This window comes from Amphritea pacifica (genome assembly GCF_016924145.1).
GTDB classification, from domain to species: Bacteria; Pseudomonadota; Gammaproteobacteria; order Pseudomonadales; family Balneatricaceae; genus Amphritea; species Amphritea pacifica.
The window spans coordinates 82,316-99,700 of sequence record NZ_JAFFZO010000005.1 but is presented as its reverse complement, the minus strand read 5'-3'; the positions used below and the strand labels follow the sequence as shown (position 1 = coordinate 99,700).

Here is a 17,385-nt window from a genome sequence, read left to right as displayed (position 1 = left end):
CTTATTTAGCCGTTTTCAGTAATGTTAGCTGGAAATAAGCTCAAGGAGTTGTCTCAGACTACCGATTTATTGTCTCAGACTCTGAAGCATATCGAGTTAACCGGAATATTGGTCGTATGAAAGAGAGCCTGGCCCGTCGCAACCTTATTGCCCGTCAGAGTGGAGAACATCTGCATGACTTCGCGCAGATTCTGATTGGTCTGAATGGCAGGATGGAGTGCGAATTCACCCGGCAGAGCGGGCAGATCGCCACTGGCACGCTGGCCATAGCACCCGATGGTGAACCCCATCTGTTTAGTGGTCTGAATGAGGAGAGTGAACTTCTGGTGATCGATCTGGCACCCTTTGACCCCTATATTCAGGCGTTGGAGCAGAGCTGTAATCTCTCCTTCAAAGAGACCATACTGAAACAACCCGAGTTCATCACCCTTTCCCCGCAGATGTTACCGATGCTGGATTTTGCGGCGAGCCAGCTCGCCAAAAGCGGCCAGCAGATCAGTGACCAAAGCCGTTATCAGATCAATTGTCAGATCATTACCCTGTTTATCACCCAGCTATGCCAGCAATACTCAGCAACGCCCGTCACAGACAGCAAAAATCCACGACTCAACCGAAGCAAACTGAACAGCTATATCGATCAGCGACTCTCTTCGCCACCGGGCAATATGGAGCTGGCTAACGCCCTGAACCTCAGCGAAAGCCATTTCTATTATCTCTGTCAGAAAGAGCTTTCTCAGACACCTCAGCAATACATCATGACACGGCGCATGCACCGGGCCCGCTTTCTGCTGCAAAACAGCGATGCACCTCAGGGTGTTCTGGCAGATGAACTGGGGTTCTCAGAGGTATCGGGGTTCTCCCGGGCGTTCAAACGTTTCTTTGGAATAACACCCGGTACAGCAAGAAAACTGAAACGATACAGCAGATAATTTTTATACAGTGAGGAGACATATTTAAGGCGGACAGTATTAAAACATCAGAAAAATAATCTTTTAGCGAATCACCTCACACTAAAGCACTTATCCACTACCTGCTCTATACTTAACCCTGTTATTCTTATTACATAGTTATCAAATCTTTTATTATAAGAAAGCCTCAACAACTCTGCTCTATCATCTTCAGATATAATATTTAACGATACATCATTGGTAACCATAGCAGTATCTTTATAACTAATTTTCTCAGGACAAACGACACGCTGAGACATCCAGAGAATATCTTCAGACATATCCAGCAGGGCTTTGTCAGCAATAGTTTCCGGTATTACAAACTTGTCACTCCCGACTCCGGCCAGAGATGCTTCAATAAGTTCAACATTAATTAAAGACGATCGTTCCGCAAGCCTTATTTTTTGTACATGATAGAGGAACTTAATTGCCAGTGAACTCAGAGAGCGGTTGCTTGGCTCAGACTTCAGAAACGGCAGATCGAATCGTTTACAAAAATCACTCAGCACATCTCCATCATTAAGACTAGCTGAATCAAACAAACGATACTCTACCTGGCCAAAGAAAACAGACTCAAACTTTAGGAACCTCTGTTTATATTTCGGATATATAGCAGGAGACAATTCAGCTGAGTGTGTTTTTAACATTTGTTGAAAAGCACTGGTCATATATGAAATTACAGGCCTCACATAAGCAACAACTATTATCTCATCTACATACAAGCTAATAAGTTTTTTCAGAGTAAACAAATTTGATTCGCTGAGATTTAAAATCCCTTCACCTGAGAATATCAAGGTATTGTAATCTGCTTCCAACGCAGAAATTATCTTTGACTTGAAGCTTTCAACAAGTTTATCAACTTTTTCTTTAGAGAAATTTTTCCTGGCAATCATACCCTGACCATGGGGGTTGTCCAGAAAAGCATATTGAAATGCACCTGAGTGATTTGCAGGCCCTAAATCTGCATAGACAACCCCCTCACCTAACTGAGTACGATGTGTTTGGAGATAGTCCTGTATTGTTGAGCTGCCGGTTTTATGCATGCCGATATGCAGGATACATTTTCTCAAAGTTTCAATCCCTTGTGTCCAAGATGCTTTTCATATTACTCCATTATATTAAGATTATCTGAGGCTATACAGCACAATGTAAATATCAACAATCAATAGTATTTCTATACATATATAAATCCGGAACCCGGTGCTTAAGCACTTCACAATTTAGTTAGTCGGCTGCAAACAGTTGACGCAGCCAGTCACCGCTTTCCGGGTAATGGCTGGCTTGCAGAACAAACTCCTGTCCCCGGGCAACTGCCTTTAGCACGCAGTGCTGCGGCTTTAGATGCCACCGTTCAGGGTTGTGGTGATAGCTCAGTGGTGGGCGATCGGCAGGGTAAAACCAGGTCGGTAACTGCCATATACTGGGCTTAGGAGAGCCAGGCAGTGTCAATTGCAGTTTTGACGCAAACCGCTCAAAAACTCCGCTGCCGGGGATATGCTGCAACCCCGGTAAAGAGAGAGACCGACGTGCCAGATAGAGGGTGTTATGACTATCGGGAACGCCGTGCAGATGGGGATGGTCCTGCAGCCAGGGACGCTCTCCCGGCGTCAGACGATCAACCGGCACAATCTCATCGATCTGTAACCACCCCCATAACAGATGGCGGGCAGTCGTCCCGGAGATAAAGCGCCAGCGACGCCGATAAATTTCAGCCTCGCGAAACAGACCAAAAAAGAGGAACAGATCACCGGGCTGAACCTGTTGGTTTCTCAGATGTCCCTGAGCTGATCCGGTTTGCCCCAACGATGGGCACCAGCCTGCCAGCCTTGGCAAGTGGCCTTTGATAAGATCGGGATCAAGATGAGCGGTACTGCTACTTTTGATTTTGGCGCCGCTCAGCTGTGATACCAGACGTCCGGTATTGATACCTTCAATGTGCAGATCACGGTAACAGATCTTTGATCCGGTATCGGGAATCGGCAGTGTGACGAGTCGCCCATCCGGTAACACAGGGCTGGGGCACCCGCCTGACGAGGAATCAAACCCTTTACGGCTAAAAATAATACGCATATCAGTACAGATGGTTAACCTTGATCCATACCCGCGTATCGGGGCCTAAACGATAGCGGTGAACGGCACGGGGACGACGAATCCAGCAGCCCTGCGAAAAGAGCTGCTGATTTTCAAACAGTTCTCCTTCAATCACAAACAGCTCCAGCCCCTTTAGGGCGTTGCTCAGATCCAGTTCCACATCGGCCTGACTCTTGAGCATAAACACCTGCTCATCGTTATGCTGATGCAGATCCAGTCGTTGCAGTACACTATCTGTCCATACCCATGACACTGTATTAGTCTGAACAGTCAGATGCGCCCGGTCATCCGGCTGAAACTGATGCAGTTTCACCAGAATAATGCAGCCTTCACAACTGAAAGGTGCATGACTAAACCCTTCAGGGTTACGAAAATAGGTGCCTGCAGCATAGTCACCACTCTGATCAGAAAACACGCCCTGCAGTACCAGAATCTCTTCACCTTTCGGATGCTCATGAGAGGAGAAACTGGCTCCCGGATCATAACGCACAATACTGGTCGCATGCCCCTGCTCTGCGTCCTCCCGCGCCAGCAGTTTACGCCAGACACCCGGCATAGGACTGGCAACCCAGCCCTGTCGATGAGTGCTAATACTCACCGACTGGTTGAAATCCATATTCAGCATAACAGCTCCTCAAGGTTTTCTGATACTGCTATAAAAACGCGAGTATACCGCAATAGATGCAGCCCAAGCTTGCGTTGTAAGCGGTCTTATCCCAGGGATTCAAAACTCAATTTATCAAAGGAGTAGCGCAAAAAACGCAGAAAATCATTGGATATAGACAATATTCAGCTTTTCATCACAATCTTATCCCGATTAGTCGGTTTCGCGCTTTATTCACCTTGACACTGAGCCCAAGCAACGTCACATTTAACTCAACCCAAGGACTATCACTGGTTAGAAACATGCATCATCTGGATACACATGAAATCATCAATCAGCTTGCAGATCTGACAACTGCTCTGACCACTGAAACAGATCATATCAGGTTACTGGACAGGATTATTCTGGGCTGTATGTATCTGACCAATTCAGATGGCGGCACCCTCTATACCCGCAATGAAGAGAATGACAACGAACTCCATTTTACCATTCTCCATAACCGCTCACTGGGTATCCACCGCAAACCCCGGGATATGCCCACAGTAGAGATTTATAACTCTCAGAAGCAAGCGTCCAACTTAGTAGTGGTACAAACATTTGTGCAGCGGGAAACGATCAATATTGCGGATGCTTACAGCTCCGATAAATACGATTTCTCCGGTACGCGTAAATTTGATAAGCAGTTGAACTATCGATCAAAATCCTTCCTCTGTGTACCTCTGGTGGACCATGAAGGTGAGATTATCGGTGTTCTCCAGCTGATCAATGCGATGAACGCCGATAATCAGGTGATCGCCTTCCCGGCGGACCAGCAACATCTGGTCGAATCCCTGGCTTCTCTGGCCGCTACCGTACTGACAAAACGACGACTGATTGATGCTCAGAGAGAGCTGTTTGAATCCTTTATCAAACTGATGGGACGCGCCATTGACCACAAATCCCCGGTGACCGGGAAGCACTGTGAGCAGGTCCCGGAGATCGCTATGTTACTGGCTGAAGCGGTCAACGAAAGTGTCAGAAACAAATATGCTGATACACAGTTTAATAACCAGGAGATGTATGAACTGCGTATTGCAGCCTGGCTTCACGACTGCGGCAAAATAACCTCTCCCGAATACATTATCGACAAAGCCACTAAGCTGCACACGATGTTTGATCGCATCGAGCTGCTGGAATCCCGCTTCCGTGAATATAAACTGCAGCTGCAGCTGGATCATTACCGCAGGCTACACGGGCTTTCCGCTGCGGAAGCTAAGCTTGCGGAGAAGCAGATGGAAGAGCGGTGCAGTAAACTCGACGAGGAGATCGCTTTCCTGAAACAGAGTAACACCGGTTCTGAATTTATGGCTGATGAGGATGTCGACCGCATCAGACAGATTGCGGCAATAACCTGGACCGACAACGATGGTAACCTGCGCCAGCTGCTGACGGAAGATGAGACAGAAAACCTCTGTATTCGCAAAGGCACTTTGCTGCCCAGCGAGATTCAGGTGATGCGGGACCATATCAAAGTCACTATCGATATGCTGGAGTCCCTTCCCTACCCAAAGCACTTAGCCCAGGTGCCTGAGATTGCCTGCAATCATCATGAACACCTGGACGGAAGCGGCTACCCCAGAGGATTGAAAGGTGATCAGATATCGTTACGTGCCAGAATTATGTGTATTGCTGATATATTTGAAGCGCTGACCTCCCCGGACCGCCCCTATAAAAAGGGGATGCTGTTATCTCAGGCGATGAACATCATCGGCCGCATGGTTGAGGATGATCACCTCGACGCGAATCTGTTCACTATCTTTGTTGAGAGCGGAGCCTATCTTGAATACGCTAACCGCCATATGGCCCCCAGACAGATCGATCAGGTTGATCTGACCACCCTTCCCGGGCTTGTTCAGTAACGGACAGCCGCGGGCTATTTTAGCTGATGACTGAACACAGCATGCCACTCTTTTCCAGGACTGTTTTGTTCTAACTCAGCGATACGCTGCAGATAGATCGTTGCGACGCTGTCGGATGGAGCATGCGTCAGCCATTGCTGAAACCGTTCCCGGGCAGACGCCCACTGTTGCTCACGATAAAGAGCAACCCCCTGATTAAACGACGCCACCCGCTCGGCCAGATCAGCGTCCTCAGTGTTAGCGACAGAGATCGGCTGAAACAGCTCGACTGGCTCGAGGCGCCCTTTCACCTGCACCCGATCGATCTGCCTGTAGAGATAACCGGGCAAGCGTTCACAAAGTTCGCCGCTGACCAGCAACGGACAGCCGTAAAACCGGGTCAGGCCCTCCAGCCGGGAGGCGAGATTGACCGCATCCCCCATCACGGTATAGGCCATGCGAAACTCAGAGCCCATGTTGCCGACACTCATGATACCAGCATGCAGACCGATACCTATTTCAACTTCAGGCAGCCCCTCAGCAACTAAACGCTGATTAACGATTGGCAGTTGCTGCAGCATCGCCAGCGCAGCATCCAGGCCGTGCCGGGCATGATCATCATCCTTCAGTGGTGCCCCCCAGAACGCCATAACCGCATCGCCAATATATTTATCAACCGTACCATGTTGCTGATGAATAATATGGGTCATTTCGGTCAGATAGATATTCATCATTCGGGTCAGTTGCTGCGGTGTCAACTGTTCAGAGATACGCGTAAACCCCCTGATATCAGAGAAAAAAATCGTCATATCCCGGTTTTCACCGCTCAGATGTACCCCCTCTTCCTGCCTACCCAGCTCCCGCACTACTTCGGGGGGAATATAGTGACCAAACTGTCCCGCCAGCTGTTTTACATTGCGTGTTTCGAAAAAGTAGCCGGTGGTTTGCTGAAACAGATAAAGCAGTAACACCAGAAACAGTGTGTAACCCAGAGGAAGAACCCAGTAAAGACTCTGCCAGGCATACAGGTTGAAAGCGGTCAGACAGGCAGCCCACCCCAGAGTAATCAGGGTTGAGGAGGTAACTGAGCTGCGGGGGATCAGAACCGACAACAAAATGCCACTGATCAGTAACTGCATAATTTCCACCGCGACGGTGTAATCCGGTTCGCTGAAAATGCGATTATCCAGCAACCCCGAGAGAATGTTGGCATGTACTTCCACTCCGGGATAACGGCTACTGACAGGGGTGACCCGAAGATCAAGTAAACCTGCCGCACTGGTACCGATCAGCACGATCGCGCCGTTTAGCTGGGCAGGCTCCGCCAGGCCATTCATCACATCCGTTGCCGAGATGTAGGGAAAGCTGCCTTTTCCGCCCCGATAAGGCACCAGCATAGCTGCAGAACTATCCACAGGGATCTTCTGACCACCAGCACTGATCGACACTAATGCCTGATGATCACCAAAAAGATCGGCTTCGAATTCCGGGATTACCTGTCGCTCATCAAACAGCGCCAGCCAGATCGCCAGCGAAAGCGAGGGATAATACTGCCCCTGATACATCTGCAACATAGGCACCCTGCGGTAAACCCCGTCACTGTCCACCATCGGGTTGTCGAAAAAGCCGCTATAAGCCTGTTGACTGTGGAGCCCATCAACGCTGGCAATAATACCGGAAGCCCGGGGGATCGGTTGCTGATCAAGCAAAGGGGACGAATGAACCACCGCGATGCCGGGATCACCGGCCTGCAGCTGACGATCACTGCGGTCGAAGGAGTAGCCCAGCACCACCGGACGCTCGCGGATGGCTGCTGCCAGCCGCTGGTCAGGATTAAGCTGTTTTAAAATGCGCTGCAGATCGGGAATCTGATCCGCCTCCAGCAACAGCGTTGCTAATTGCTCCAGATCGATACTGCTATCGGCTTCGGAGAACACCATGTCAAATCCCGCGATAGCGACACCATAATGATCAAACAGCTGGTCCAGCAACTGTGCAAGCTTCGCCCGGTTCCAGGGCCACCGTCCCTGCTCAGCAAGACTCTTTTCATCCACATCAACGATAACAATACGCGGGTCCTGTTCCCGCTTTGCAAAGTGCTTCAGACGAATATCATAGAGATCGTACTCAAAACGCTGCAGCAAGGCAGGTCGGCTGTCCTGAAAGACAGGAATCAACATCAACAACGTCAGTATGATGCCCATCAGTGTACGGGTTTTGCGCTGTTTCATTGCTTATACCGATAGTGAATATCAACAGGGGTTATCCAGCCCCAGGCTATCTGACCTTAATTGAGCTCCCCCCTATCATATCCTGCAACCAGCCCCAGGTTGTAGCGAACCTCTCATTTTTAGTACAGAACTTATCTCTATAATGGTTTAAGCTAACTGTATGCCAAGCGGCCTCTGTGTTATAAAAGAAACAGTATGCCGGGGTATTAGAATGAAAAGCCTGTGTCTGCACAGTCGGAGATATACGTGAAAATTGAGATTCTGGGATGTAGCGGTGGTATTGGTCCGGGACTGAAAACCACAACGTTTCTGATAGATGACTCCCTTCTGCTGGATGCCGGCACCGGGGTCGAGCTGCTATCGATGGAACGACTGCTGGGTATCCGCGATGTCGTTATTACCCACGGCCATCTGGACCACATTATCGGCTTGCCGCTGATGCTGGCCACCATCTTTGATAGTCACCGGAAGCCTGTCAATGTATACGCTCAACCGGCGGTGATCAGCGCACTTGAACAGCATGTTTTTAACTGGACTATCTGGCCCGACTACACCCAGCTTCCCGAACAGCAGCCCATCATCAATCTGCACCCGATTGAGGTCGGCGACGTGCTGACAATTCAGGATAAAACGGTCGAAGTCATACCGGCGGAACATCCAACCCCGACCGTCGGCTACCTGATTAATAATGGCCACAACAGCTTTGTGTTTACCGGCGATACTGGCACCAATGATAAACTCTGGCCTATTCTGAATCAGCGCAAACCCGATCTGCTGATTATCGATGTATCCTTTGCTGATGAGTCCGACAAGTTAGCCAGAGCCAGTGGCCATCTCACACCATCACTGCTGACTGGTCAGTTGGACCAGTTGGAGCACAATCCCCGTATAGCGATAACCCACCTGAAGCCGGGAGTGGAAGATAGCATCATGCAACAGTGCCGCCGGCTGTTACCACAGCGGCAGATCGACCGGCTGCATCAGGGCGAGGTCATCACCCTGGATTGATCAAAGGTTCAATGATCCATTAAGGCAAGGGGACGTTAAGGGGCTGGACCACTGCTATCCAGCAGCACCGTTCCAACCACCGTAATATCCTGATTTACAGGGCTGGACCCTGATGCACCATAAGAGGAAATCGCACCATCGGCCCGACTTCCAACCAGATCAAAGGTCATCTGACCACTCATCGTAGTATCGTTCCCTGCCACGGTGCACTGGCCGCCACTGCAGCTACCGGCAAGCGTTAACTCCCCTCCCTGCAGGACATCATTCAGCGATGTTTTCACACTGGCACCCTGCTTATCAACCGCCTCAGTCAGGTTAAAGCTGCGAATACCGGTGCCATCATTTACATCGGCTTTAATACTAACCTGTTCGATCTCAAGCGAATCCCAGTTCACCAGCACATAGGTCCCCCCGTAAACACGTCCAGGGGCGACTGCACCGCTGCCATATCCAACCAGTGATCCGCTCGCCCCGGTTTCGATCTGCGGCGCAGTCAAACTGGTTGAGCCATTGGTAAAGGTATACAGATAAGAGCCACTGCGCGCCGTTGTCAGCGCATCAAGCTGTGCCTGAGTCGTCAGGCTATCGCTATACATGTAGTGGAAACCACCCGCCAGAGTCTGAACGGTATTATTCTCTTTCAGCTCAAACCCTGCATTCCAGCGCCCCCAGGAGATCTCAGCCCCCCCCAGGGTTGCAGTACCGCTGCCGGAGACAAAGCCGGTGTCGTCACCACCGGTAAAAATACAGGGGGAGCAGGCATGGAGCGTGGTATTCGGCTTATTGTCCTTGTAGCTGATACCCGTCACCAGACCACCGGCACTGTTATCGATAGCGATAGCAGAAGCGCTGCCCGCCACAACCGAGCCATTCCCGGACAGGTACCCTTTGGCCTTATCATCCCGGGTAAAGGCAACAGCAACCAGAGCGCCATCCGGTGCTCTGCTACTATTACCGGTAGGATCGGGCAGTTCCGGCTGGCCGGAACGCCCATCATCGGAATAGTCCCCTTCAAGTTCGGGGTCCGTCGCCGGAATGGTGCCCGTCAGTTTGTTGTCTTCCTCTGACTCTTCGTTTTGCTCATTGGAGGTGAGTGCATCAGAGTGGACTTTTTTGCGCAGGATATAATCCCCTGTCTGCCCGGTTGCATTGCCCTTTCTCACATCGCCATTAGTACCCCACCAGGCGCCTTCCCCGGCACTTACCAGAATAGTCTGATGATCATTGGTAACCTGAATGGCACCCTCGACGGTTTCACAATAGATACCCTTATCGGTGTATTCAACACCATAATGAGTGCCACGAATACCGATGGTGGCCACCGTCGTTTCCAGACGATAATTGTCTTTGTTCGGCTTGCCAATCTGACCTGAAATCGTCCGCATCCCCCCTTTTAGCAACTGAAAGAGGGCTTTACCCTCCTCCGGCTTCTTTTGCTCAAACTGATACTCCGCAATACGAAACTCAGTAGCAGCTTTCAGCGCCAGCCGGGAGTTATCGCTGAACCGCAACTGCAGCCGCCCTCCTGGTCCGGTTTTTAATAAATCATTGGCATAGATGTCAGAGTGCCGTTTCAACACCCTCTCACTACCATCTGCAGCCACCGCAACATTCTCACCGAAACTCAATATCACACTGGCAACAGCTTCGGCGGCAGAGACCGCTCCCGAGCACAACATTAATATCAGGCTAAACAGCATAGACTTCATAAATCTACCTCACTTGAAGCTATAGCGCAGACCCAGCATCCCCTGATGACGGTCATACTCATATAGCTCAATATTGGAATCCGCATGGTAAGAGCTTAAATCAGCCAATACGGTCCAGTTTTTCTCGACGGCCCATTCAAGACTGATATTCAGAATGGCGAAGTTGTCTTGACGTCGGACTTGATATATCCAGTCATCACCTGCGTAGTGGCTGGACTGATAGGTCAATACAGGAGTCAGGGTAAGGTCGTTACCGGGCTCTAACTGAACACCAATATTGGATCCCCAGAAAACACGGCCAACCTGTGAATCTGCCAGTACTCCGGCGGTATCCGGGGTTTCCTGGCCAACAAAACCACCGGCAAACCAAAGGGGGTTCCAGTTGCCCCGGCCGGTAAACAGATAATTTCCTGCAAGATAATACTGAGTTGCATCTTTCCAGCTATCTTCAGCATATTCCAACAGATTTATCCCGCCATATAAGCGCAGCTGTGACTGATTATCCGGTGAATGAGTCCAGCTGCCATTTATGCCCAACAGATCACGGTAACGCTGACCGTCACGACTGAAATGCTGCAGATCAACGCCCAGTCGATAACGGTTCTGATGTTCTATCCAGGTATGCCCACCCGACACAGACAGGGTAGTGTAGTCCTGTGCCATTTCGTCATCGTAGCGTGTGAAATCGCCTTTCAGGGTAAAATCCAGTTGCCGGTCAGCCACATACTGATGCTCAATCGTTGTGCCCATTCGCAGTCGGTTAAACTGGTTTCCCCTGCCAAGTGCATCGCTGGTAAGCGTCACTAAACGGGTCTGCGACTCGGGGCCGGAATTAATATTGCTGTCATAGCCGCGCCAGATCTCAACGAAGCTTTTAACCCGGGTCGCGGGAAAGGATTGCTTCTTCTCAATCAGATCCAGATATTGTGCGATACGGATACGGACATTGTCCGGCGGATTGAGTAACAGCACCTGTTCAAACAGTTGTTGAGCCTTATCAAACTGCTGTAACAGATAGTAGCCCCGGGCCAGTTCAAGCCGCACCAGAGGGTTTTTCGGATCGGAAAATGCAACCCGCTCGAGGGCAAAAACACCTTCGCTGACATTACCACTGTCGATGGCAGCAACACCATATTGAAAGTCGAACTCCGGATCGCCTTCAAACCCCTGCAGATAGGTCATCGAAAGATCGTACGCTTCATTGAAGCGCCCTTCATCCAGCAACGCTTTGATCAGCGCGGCACCACTCTCGGAAGCATAGCCGTGAGTACAAAACAGTCCTGTTAACAGCGCGATCCCTGTCAGTTTAATCAACATTTAGACTCCGGAATTTTCATCAATCTGCCGCATAAATAGCCGAACATAGAGCTTAATTAAACAACAAACTACTAGATATAGACTACATTACTACTACCGGTAAGAATTATTCAAACAAAACAGGCCTGTTTAAGTGTGATTTTGAGTAGTGTTGCTTTATGTTAAACGGTTAAACGTCTGATACTGGCTGCTGGTGCTCAGTCAACGGCCATAAAAGACCATGCGCCAAACCTGAATACTTATGAACCCGGAAGATATCGAAAGATGAAAACATCCCACCTCCATCTTTCTGCAGCAAATGCGCACAGGCTGGCCTCACCCTGTATTCGCAACTGCTGCCTGGATAGCGATGATATCTGTATGGGATGTTACCGAACCCTCAACGAAATACTGATCTGGCATAGCGCGACAGAGTACGAAAAACGAAAAATTTTAGCGTTATGCACTACCAGACGACAAAACCGTTTAAACCGATAACTGCTCTACTTTTTTTCGAATGTCGGCATATCTCAGACGCTCACAACTCGCGAATCCACTCAATTGCCGCACTTTGTTGCGGGTAAATAACGGCACGCTGATTCCGGCCAGAAAGCGGCACTGGGTATCCAGGGTTACCGTACCCGAAAGATGCTGACACAAACCGGTCAGGTCCGCGATCAACTGCTGGTCGGATGGCCAGCGGGGCGATTCGGAATACTCAAGTACGGCAGGATGACCACGACAAACAGAGCAGTGACCGCAGTGTGCAGCGCTCTGGTGATCATCAAAATAGAGCGCCAGATTGCGACTAAGACAGCTATCCAGTTCGAAGAACCTTACCAGCGCAGCAATCCGGGCAATCTCTTTTCGCTCTTTATCGATAAAATAATCATACAGCTGTTGCCCCAAAGCGGGGGCAGACAGCGCTTGCTGACTCACCTGATAAACATCAGTGACTTTTTTCGTTTCCAGCTCGATTAATCGCTGCTCCTGCAGATAATCTAATGCGGCAACCACCCGCTGACGGTCGCAGTTATAGGCCTTAAACAGAGCCCCGAACTCCAGAGTGCCCCACACCCGCTTGAATTGGGTATGCGTCAGCACCGCTTCCAGAAACGCCTTTCGCTCACCATTAAAACGTTCAAGAATCGATACTGCTGGTTGTAACAGTTTGTATTTGAAGTCGGCAAAGTAAGCATACAGAGGCTGTAGAACACCAAGTAGCTCCAGTTGCACCAGTAATGTTTTCAGCGGCAACTGGCGGATATTACTGGCCGTGGATAAAGCACTTAACTGTAGTTCCCATTGTTCACCCTGACACTCAGTACGAATATTATCGAGCACAAACTCAATGCCACTCAGTTCCGGGGTATCCCCATAGACAAAGTTTTCGACGGTATTCAGGCCATCCAGATTAGCCAGAGTGATACAGGCAGATGGCAATCCATCCCGTCCTGCCCTGCCAATTTCCTGACTATAGTTTTCAATCGACTTGGGCAGATCATAGTGTATAACGAAGCGAATATTGCTTTTATCGATCCCCATACCAAAAGCGATAGTGGCGATAATCACACCGATACGCCCTGCCATAAAGTCAGCTTGTATTTGTTGCCGCTTCTGATCTTCAAAACCGGCATGATAGGCTGATGCACTCACCCCCTGCTGTACCAGATAACCGGCAACCTCTTCAGCAGTGTGCTGTAGAGTCACATAGACAATTCCAGCGCCCTGCTGCTGACCAACCAGTTCAGCCAGACGCTGACATTTTTCCTCTGAGGTGACCGGCAACACTGAAAGATCCAGATTAGACCGGTAGAAGCCGGTCTGCACGATATGTGCTTCTGTAATATCAAATTTCCGCGCCATATCCAGCTTCACCTGACGGGTCGCTGTAGCGGTTAATAGCAGTACCAGCGGAATATTCAGCGCCTGGCGATAGGTTGGTAACTTCAGATAATCGGGACGGAAATTATGTCCCCACTCGGAGATACAGTGCGCCTCATCGACCACCAGCATCGACACCGGCACTGACTGAATAAACTGTCGGAAACGCTCATTCTTAAAACGCTCAACCGAGACCATCAGAATTTTGGTGATGCCGTTACGAACATCACCCATCACCTGCCGGTTTTGCTCCGGCGTCAGGGTTGAATCTATACTGGCGGCCGGTATCCCCTTACTGGCCAGAAAGGTCAGTTGATCTTTCATCAGTGCCAGCAGGGGCGAGACCACCAGGGTCAGATGGGGTAACTGAGTCGCGGTGAGCTGATAGCAAAGCGATTTACCGGAGCCGGTGGGAAAGATCGCCAGAGAGGAGTGTCCCTGCAGTAGCTGAGTCACCGTTTGTTCCTGACCCGGACGAAACTGCTCAAAGCCAAAAATAGTTTTTAGGGGGGTATAAATAGCGGTGTCGGTGTCCATGCTCTGTCCTTAATATAAAGCTGAAATTCAATCCCTGAATACAGTAAGGCAGTATAGCGGTATCGTTGAGGCACGACATCAGAATATTAACGGGGCAAGAAAATTTTCACCATGAAGGGAGCCCTCAGCATACTCTTTTTTAATAAAAACAGGGGGCAGACGCCCCCAAAAAAGAGATCCGTCAGGATCAGTGCTTTACTCAAGAAGCAACCCGATACTCCGAAAAGCATAGAAGCTGCAATAGAACTGTGGAGGGTTACCGGGCCAGCCAGTTCCACACCAGCCCGATCATGCAAGCAAGAAACTATATCGGCATCAGGCAGCAATCAGGCCTTCGCGGGTAACAAAGTCCAGTGTTTCATCCAGCGCTTTACCCAGTTTTTCAACCATCTCATCGATCTGCGCTTCAGAAACAATCAGCGGCGGACAGAAAGCCAGCGAGTTGCCAGCCACTGCGCGGGTGATCATGCCGTGGTTCTGACAGGCCTGCATGGCAAAATAGCCAACAGCGCCGCCTTCAAAGCCAGCACCGGTTTTCTTGTCGGATACCATCTCAACGGCACCGATCATACCCGCGCCACGAACTTCGCCTACCAGTGGATGATCTCTGAATTCGCCCAGACGTTTCTGCATATACTCACCCACCTTAGCCGCATGAGCAAAGATGTTGTCACGCTCGTAAATTTCCAGCGTTTTCAGTGAAACAGCAGCCGCAACAGGGTGACCTGAGTAAGTATAACCATGACCGAAGACCCCAACCTGGCTACTCGGCTCAATCATCGCTTCATACATATCACCACGAATCACAGAGGCACTGATCGGCATATAGGCGGATGACAGCTGCTTCGCCAGCGTCATCAGTGCAGGTTTTTCAATACCCACAGTAGTACAACCAAAATCATTACCGGTACGACCAAAACCGGTGATCACTTCATCCGCCCAGAAGAGGATGTCATACTTATTCAGCACCGCTTGTACTTTTTCGTAGTAGCCCGCCGGCGGCACAATAACGCCACTGGCACCGGTAATCGGCTCAGCGATAAAGGCGGCGATAGTATCGGCCCCCTCTTTCAGGATCAGCTGCTCCAGATTATTAACAATACGATCAACAAACTGCGCTTCAGATTCACCCGGCAGCGCACCACGGAAGTAGTGCGGGGCATCAGTACGCAACACACCCAGCGCATCAAACGGCAGGCTGAAGTGGGTGTGATTCGGTGGCAATCCGGTCAGGGACGCTGCAGCAACAGTGACCCCGTGGTATGAGCGTTCACGGGCGATAATCTTGAATTTTTCCGGCTTACCAATTGCGTTGAAGTAATAACGCAGCATCTTCACATGACTGTCATTGGCATCACTACCGGAATTGCCGAAAAACACCTTAGCGTTTTCAACCGGCACCATCGCCGTTAATTTATCGGCCAGATCCATACCCACCTGATGCGTCTTCCCGCCAAACATGTGGGAGTAAGACAGCTTACCCATCTGCTCGGCAGCCGTATCGATCAGCTCACGGTTGTTATAACCCAGCGAGGTACACCACAATCCGGCGAGACCTTCCAGATACTGATTGCCTTCGTTATCGTAAACATAGGCACCATCGCCCCGCTCAATCGTCAGGGTTTCTGTCGCTTTAAAGTTAGTTGTTGGATAGATAAGATTACTCATAACGCTTCTCCACGGCTCACAGCTTAACGCTGCAATGCACCAAAACAGATATACTTTGTTTCCAGGTAGTCATCCAGACCATATTTAGAACCCTCACGGCCCTGACCCGATTCTTTAACACCACCAAAGGGAATCACTTCCGAACTGATCGCTGTTTCATTGACACCGACCATGCCATATTCAAGCGCTTCTGATACACGCCAGCTGCGGCCCATACTCTCGGTATAGAGATAGGCAGCCAGGCCAAACTCGGTATCATTTGCCATGCGCACGGCATCTTCTTCCGTTTTAAATTTGAATACCGGCGCGACCGGACCAAAAATCTCTTCGCGGAACACCCGCATTGAATCGTTCACATTAGTCAGTACGGTTGGCTGATAGAAACAGCCGCCCTGCTCACCCGGCTGACCACCAATCACCACCGTTGCCCCTTCGGCTACCGCATTTTGCACCTTGGCATCGATCTCTTTCGCCGCTTTCTCGCTAATTACCGGGCCATGGGTGGTGCTGGCATCAAAACCATTACCAATACGAAACTCGCTGACCGCAGCGGCAAATTTTTCAACAAAGGCATCGTAGATACCTTCCTGAACCAGCAAACGGTTGGCACAGATACAGGTCTGTCCGGAGTTACGGTATTTAGCGGTCAACGCACCGGCAACTGCCAGATCCAGATCGGCATCATCAAAAATCACCACCGGAGCGTTTCCGCCCAGTTCCATAGAGGTACGCTTAACGGTATTCGCACACTGCTGCATCAACAGCTTGCCTACCGGAGTCGAGCCGGTAAACGTGACTTTCTTAACCGTTGGATTAGAGGTCATCTCACCGCCGATCGATGGCGCATCACTTCCAGGAACAACATTAAATAAACCAGCAGGCAGCCCGGCACGATTGGCCAGCTCTACCAGTGCCAGCGCTGACAACGGCGTCTCCGCGGCAGGCTTCAACACAATGGCACAACCCACCGCTAACGCAGGGCCTGCTTTACGGGTAATCATCGCATTAGGAAAGTTCCATGGGGTAATCGCGGCAACCACACCCACCGGCTGCTTAACCACTACACCCCGACGATCCGTTTGCGGGGTAGGAATAATATCGCCGTAGACCCGTTTTCCCTCCTCAGCAAACCATTTGATAAAGGAGGCACCATAGGCCACTTCACCCCGGGACTCCGCCAGGGTTTTACCCTGCTCGGCGGTCATAATCACAGCCAGGTCTTCGGTATTCTCAATAATCAGCCGATGCCACTTTTCCAGAATTTCACTGCGACTCTTCGCAGGCAGTGCTGTCCACTCCGTCATCGCCCGCTCAGCCGCCGCGATAGCCCGACGGGTTTCAGTTGCACCGACACTGGCAACATCAGCCAGAGGCTGACCCGTAGCAGGATCGGTCACAGCGAAGGTTTCACCACTGTCACTATCCATCCAAAGGCCATCAATAAACGCCTGAGTTTTTAGTAGCGATGGATCTTGAAGTTGTATTGTCATTATCTGTCTCCTGCCTGGGTTGGTGGATTCAACCGCAATATAG

At 50.2% G+C, this 17,385-nt stretch carries 13 protein-coding genes; 4 read left to right on the top strand and 9 right to left on the bottom strand.

Annotation, left to right across the window (positions count from 1 at the left end; all coding sequences use genetic code 11):
- Positions 1-116 precede the first annotated feature (116 nt).
- Complete coding sequence (locus JW499_RS03775) at positions 117-929, top strand: AraC family transcriptional regulator (RefSeq protein WP_205209345.1); 813 nt, start codon at positions 117-119, stop codon at positions 927-929.
- 71 nt (positions 930-1,000) lie between these two features.
- Here JW499_RS03775 and JW499_RS03770 read toward each other — a convergent pair whose 3' ends face one another.
- The 3 genes from JW499_RS03770 to JW499_RS03760 form a co-directional block, all read right to left on the bottom strand.
- Entirely contained in the window at positions 1,001-2,017 is a 1,017-nt protein-coding gene (locus JW499_RS03770; protein WP_205209344.1) for a hypothetical protein, read from the bottom strand.
- A 154-nt stretch (positions 2,018-2,171) separates the two neighbouring features.
- Positions 2,172-3,017, bottom strand: coding sequence for an Nmad3 family putative nucleotide modification protein (locus tag JW499_RS03765; RefSeq protein ID WP_205209343.1), 846 nt, complete (start codon positions 3,015-3,017; stop codon positions 2,172-2,174).
- A gap of 1 nt (position 3,018) precedes the next feature.
- Positions 3,019-3,663: a cupin domain-containing protein gene (locus JW499_RS03760; protein ID WP_205209342.1), complete on the bottom strand. Its 645-nt coding sequence runs from the start codon at positions 3,661-3,663 to the stop codon at positions 3,019-3,021.
- Between the two features lie 281 nt (positions 3,664-3,944).
- On the opposite strand from JW499_RS03760, the gene JW499_RS03755 reads away from it, so the two are divergent.
- Complete coding sequence (locus JW499_RS03755; protein WP_205209341.1) at positions 3,945-5,540, top strand: HD domain-containing phosphohydrolase; 1,596 nt, start codon at positions 3,945-3,947, stop codon at positions 5,538-5,540.
- A gap of 14 nt (positions 5,541-5,554) precedes the next feature.
- Here JW499_RS03755 and JW499_RS03750 read toward each other — a convergent pair whose 3' ends face one another.
- On the bottom strand, positions 5,555-7,750 hold the full coding sequence (locus JW499_RS03750) for a CHASE2 domain-containing protein (protein ID WP_205209340.1): 2,196 nt from the start codon (positions 7,748-7,750) through the stop codon (positions 5,555-5,557).
- A 246-nt stretch (positions 7,751-7,996) separates the two neighbouring features.
- Between JW499_RS03750 and JW499_RS03745 the strand changes: the two genes are divergently transcribed.
- Positions 7,997-8,758 (top strand): MBL fold metallo-hydrolase, encoded by a 762-nt coding sequence (locus JW499_RS03745; RefSeq protein ID WP_205209339.1) that lies wholly within the window; start codon positions 7,997-7,999, stop codon positions 8,756-8,758.
- A 35-nt stretch (positions 8,759-8,793) separates the two neighbouring features.
- Here JW499_RS03745 and JW499_RS03740 read toward each other — a convergent pair whose 3' ends face one another.
- Positions 8,794-10,467: a FecR family protein gene (locus tag JW499_RS03740; protein ID WP_205209338.1), complete on the bottom strand. Its 1,674-nt coding sequence runs from the start codon at positions 10,465-10,467 to the stop codon at positions 8,794-8,796.
- A 9-nt stretch (positions 10,468-10,476) separates the two neighbouring features.
- Positions 10,477-11,784: a surface lipoprotein assembly modifier gene (locus tag JW499_RS03735; RefSeq protein WP_232846221.1), complete on the bottom strand. Its 1,308-nt coding sequence runs from the start codon at positions 11,782-11,784 to the stop codon at positions 10,477-10,479.
- Between the two features lie 264 nt (positions 11,785-12,048).
- Here JW499_RS03735 and JW499_RS22615 point away from each other — a divergent pair, with 264 nt between their 5' ends.
- On the top strand, positions 12,049-12,261 hold the full coding sequence (locus tag JW499_RS22615) for a DUF1289 domain-containing protein (protein WP_205209337.1): 213 nt from the start codon (positions 12,049-12,051) through the stop codon (positions 12,259-12,261).
- Here JW499_RS22615 and JW499_RS03725 read toward each other — a convergent pair.
- The 3 genes from JW499_RS03725 to JW499_RS03715 all read right to left on the bottom strand — a co-directional run bounded on the left by JW499_RS03725 (position 12,250) and on the right by JW499_RS03715 (position 17,342).
- Positions 12,250-14,184, bottom strand: coding sequence for a RecQ family ATP-dependent DNA helicase (locus JW499_RS03725; RefSeq protein WP_205209336.1), 1,935 nt, complete (start codon positions 14,182-14,184; stop codon positions 12,250-12,252). The genes JW499_RS22615 and JW499_RS03725 overlap by 12 nt on opposite strands.
- 315 nt (positions 14,185-14,499) lie before the next feature.
- Complete coding sequence (locus JW499_RS03720; protein WP_205209335.1) at positions 14,500-15,852, bottom strand: aminotransferase; 1,353 nt, start codon at positions 15,850-15,852, stop codon at positions 14,500-14,502.
- 23 nt (positions 15,853-15,875) lie between these two features.
- Positions 15,876-17,342, bottom strand: coding sequence for an NAD-dependent succinate-semialdehyde dehydrogenase (locus tag JW499_RS03715; RefSeq protein ID WP_205209334.1), 1,467 nt, complete (start codon positions 17,340-17,342; stop codon positions 15,876-15,878).
- Positions 17,343-17,385: the final 43 nt, after the last annotated feature.